At 31.7% G+C, this 3861-nt stretch carries 4 protein-coding genes; 1 reads left to right on the top strand and 3 read right to left on the bottom strand.

Annotated elements, in window-relative coordinates:
- Nucleotides 1-498: hypothetical protein (locus AACY61_RS10240; protein ID WP_339611483.1), on the bottom strand; the 498-nt coding region annotated here is incomplete at its 3' end.
- 164 nt (nucleotides 499-662) lie between these two features.
- Nucleotides 663-1019, bottom strand: coding sequence for a hypothetical protein (locus AACY61_RS10235; RefSeq protein ID WP_339611482.1), 357 nt, complete (start codon nucleotides 1017-1019; stop codon nucleotides 663-665).
- Nucleotides 1020-1235: 216 nt separating this feature from the next.
- Between AACY61_RS10235 and AACY61_RS10230 the strand changes: the two genes are divergently transcribed.
- Entirely contained in the window at nucleotides 1236-2603 is a 1368-nt protein-coding gene (locus AACY61_RS10230; protein ID WP_339611481.1) for an aldehyde dehydrogenase, read from the top strand.
- Between the two features lie 6 nt (nucleotides 2604-2609).
- On the opposite strand, the gene AACY61_RS10225 is transcribed toward AACY61_RS10230, so the two are convergent.
- On the bottom strand, nucleotides 2610-3861 hold a 1252-nt coding region (locus AACY61_RS10225; RefSeq protein ID WP_339611480.1), incomplete at its 5' end, for a bifunctional GNAT family N-acetyltransferase/carbon-nitrogen hydrolase family protein.

Raw genomic sequence — 3861 nt, 5'->3', positions numbered from 1 at the left:
ATATAAAAAAATGTTACCATATATAACTATAAGTTCTCTTGCTTCAACAAAATCTTCATTAGCAGATACATAATAATTTGAAAGTAATAATAATGGTGCAATACTTACATAAAATAATAGCAGCCCTATTGAAAAGTAAAAAGACAAATTATATTTAAGGCTAAATATTTTATCAGTTTTCAACAGTTCAAAATAATAAACTAAAATACTAATTACTAATAGAAGAACCCCTGTAAAAAATATGAACTTAGAATTTTCAGTAAAAAAGGTGTCATTTATAAAAAAATCCAAAAAAGAAATGATCACAAATGGATAGAGTGCAACTTTTAAAAATTTACGCCAAAATTTTATTTCAATTAAAGCTCTAAAATAAAGAATCAAAAAGCAAAAATAAATCAGGGTAGTAATATTATATAACCAATGGTTTGAACTAAATTTTGTTCCTTCTACAAATGAAAAATACTTGTAATCAGAAAAATACGCAATGGATGGATACAACCCAATGATTTCAATGATTGTTAAAGTCCATATATAATAAACAAAATAGCGCTCCCATTTTGTTGGATTCCCTTTTTTTAAATAATAGAGTCCTACAAAAGAGGCTATTATTTCAAAAAGATTTACAATCAATAGGGAGTTCCACATAGCAAATATACAATTGGTTAATAATTTTTAGGAGGAAAACCTGTTTGCCCAAAATTAAAAGGAGCTATCGTATAATTATTATCAGGACTTTCTGATTCTCCTTCAGTTGGTGCAATAAAAATCGTAGCATAATCAGATTTTGAATTATTATATGCTCCAAAATAAATACGAACTCCAGGATTGTTAATTCCTTGTTTTTTAGATTCTTCTTTAACATAGGCAAGGTACTCCTCAAGCTCTTCGATAGTATAATAAAATTCTCTGGAATCAAGCTTTCCTAAGTTACTATCAATAAGTTTTGCTCTAGTATCAACCCAGTTGTCTTGTAATTTACGAGCTTCATCGACTGTTATACATTTTGATGGTTTTTTCATGGAAATTTAATTTGGTTTGTATTTGTATTTACCCAAAAATACATATTAAAATAAATAAACTGGCTTTCATTTTCCTTTTAAATTTTACTTTAAACATTTTTAAAGTTTCGTTATTGGAGATTAAAAAATTGAAAATGCTATTTATAAATTAAAAACTAATTAATCATTAAATTGTGTACTTTAGCAATGCTTAGGTTAACTTACTATTAGTATTAAATGCAGACTATTCCTGAAATTTTAAAACATCATCATCAGTTTTTCTTAACTGGGAAAACTAAAAATGTTTCTTTTAGAAAGCAAAAGCTTAAAAAACTCCTGCATTTAATTCAAAAGAAAGAACACAAAATATGTGATGCCCTATATAAAGATTTTAAAAAACCAAAGTTTGAAAGTGCTGTAACAGAAACCCTGATTGTTATTAAAGAACTCAAACTTACTATTAAAAATATTGATCAATGGGCAAAACCAGAAAAAGTAACATCCTCTTTAATAAATTTTCCCTCTAAAGATTATATTTATAAAGAACCCTACGGTACTGTTCTTATTATATCCCCCTGGAATTACCCATTTCAATTAGTCTTGGCTCCTTTAATTGGTGCAATTGCCGCTGGAAATACAGTTGTTATAAAACCAAGCGAACACGCACCTCACACCGCTGCAATTTTAGAGGAGTTGTTTTTGAGTGTATTTAATGAAAACTATGTGAAGGTTTTTCAGGGAGGTGTTGAAATTTCAAAAGAGTTACTTTATCATAAATGGGATTATGTGTTTTTTACAGGAAGTGTCACGGTAGGACGAATCGTGGCTCGTGCAATAGCAGAGCACCTTACACCTTCAACACTTGAACTTGGTGGAAAAAACCCTACTATTATTGATGATTCTGCAAAAATTAAGCAAGCTGCAAAACGCATTATTTTTGGTAAATTTATCAACGCCGGTCAAACCTGTATCGCTCCTGATTATGTTCTCATTCACGAAAATGTGAAAAATGAATTTTTGACTGCCTTAAAAGATGAAATAATAAAATTCTACGGGGCCAACCCTGTAAAATCAAAAGATTTTGCCAGAATCATTAACCTAAATCATTTTAAACGTCTTATTGCTTTAATTGAAAAAGAAAAGGTGATTGCCGGTGGAACATATGATGAAGCTGACCTTTTTATTGCACCAACAATTATTTTAAACCCTTCTTTACAAAGTGATGTAATGCAGGAAGAAATATTTGGCCCTATTTTGCCTGTTTTAGTTTATCAAACAGAGCAAGACATTGATACAATATTGAAGAAATTTCCAAACCCACTTTCGCTCTATGTATTTACACAAAGAAAAGCGTTTGCTGAAAAAATCATCACCAAGTTTAGTTTTGGAGGTGGAACTGTCAACGACACTTTAGTACATTTTATCAATGAGAAGTTGCCTTTTGGAGGGGTTGGAAATAGTGGAACTGGAGCCTATCATGGACAACATTCATTTGAAACTTTTTCACATAAAAAATCAATTACTAAAAGAGCAACCTGGATTGATTTTCCTCTTCGTTATGCTCCTTACAAAAATAAATTGAAATGGGTGAAAAAATTTTTCTGAAACAATTTATTTAGCACTTTTTTTCTTGCGAAGTGTATACAAATCTGTTCTTCTATCCTTCAGGTTTCTGACACTACCAAAATTATGAAGCTCTTTAAGCAAATCCATATCTACATCAGCAATCAATGTACTTTCAGTATTAGGAGTAGCTTCTGCTTTAATTCCGTTTACCGGAAAAGCAAAATCTGAAGGAGTAAATACAGCGCTTTGAGCATATTGAATATCCATATTGTTTACTTTAGGAAGATTACCCACATTTCCTGCTATTGCAACATAACATTCATTTTCTATGGCTCTAGCTTTTGCACAATTGCGAACACGCTCGTATCCGTTTTGAGTGTCTGTCATAAAGGGAACAAAAAGTATTTTCATTCCTTCCTCTGCCAATAATCTGGGAATTTCAGGGAACTCTACATCATAACATATCAGCACACCAATTTTCCCACAATCAGTATCGATGGTGTTTATTTTATTTCCACCTTTTATCCCCCAAGCTGACTCTTCTGCAGGTGTAATATGCAATTTTTCATACCGCTCATAACTACCATCTCTGCGACAAACAAATCCAACATTGTACAAGTGGTCTTCATCTTTCATAGGCATACTACCCGTTATAATATTAATGTTGTATGAAATAGCAAATTCTCTAAATTTTTCCAATAAAGGTTCTGTATAATCTGATAACATTCTAATTGCTTCTGCTTCTTTCATATGGTTGAATTCTGCCATTAACGGTGCATTGAAAAACTCCGGAAATAAGACAAAATCACTTTGATAGTCTGAAATTGCATCCACAAAAAACTCAATTTGATTGACTACCGAATCAAAATCTTTAAACAACCTCATTTGCCACTGTACCAGCCCCAGCCTAACAACTTTGGTTTCTGAGTCAAGTATTTTAGTTGACTTTGTATGATAAATGTTAATCCACTCCATCAAAACTGCATATTCCATTGACTCTGTGTCTCCATCGAGGTAGCCTTTAAGTACTTTCCTTACGTGAAAATCATTGGCCAACTGAAACAATAGTACCGGGTCTTCAATTTCTTTTCGCCTTACCTTTTCAATGTATTGTTTAGGAGTTAATTCATTGGCATACTTATTGTAATTTGGGATTCTTCCACCAAAAATTATAGCTCTTAAGTTTAGCTGTTCACACAATTCCTTTCTAGCCTCATAAAGTCTTCTTCCTAGACGCATGCCTCTAAATTCGGGATGAATAAATACATCAATTCCGTATAGAACGTCTCCTTTTTCT

Origin of the sequence: uncultured Planktosalinus sp. (assembly GCF_963973675.1) — a bacterium.
In the GTDB taxonomy this organism is placed as follows: Bacteria; Bacteroidota; Bacteroidia; order Flavobacteriales; family Flavobacteriaceae; genus Planktosalinus.
Note: the sequence above shows the minus strand (reverse complement) of the source record. Positions and strands in the feature narration are given on the sequence as shown.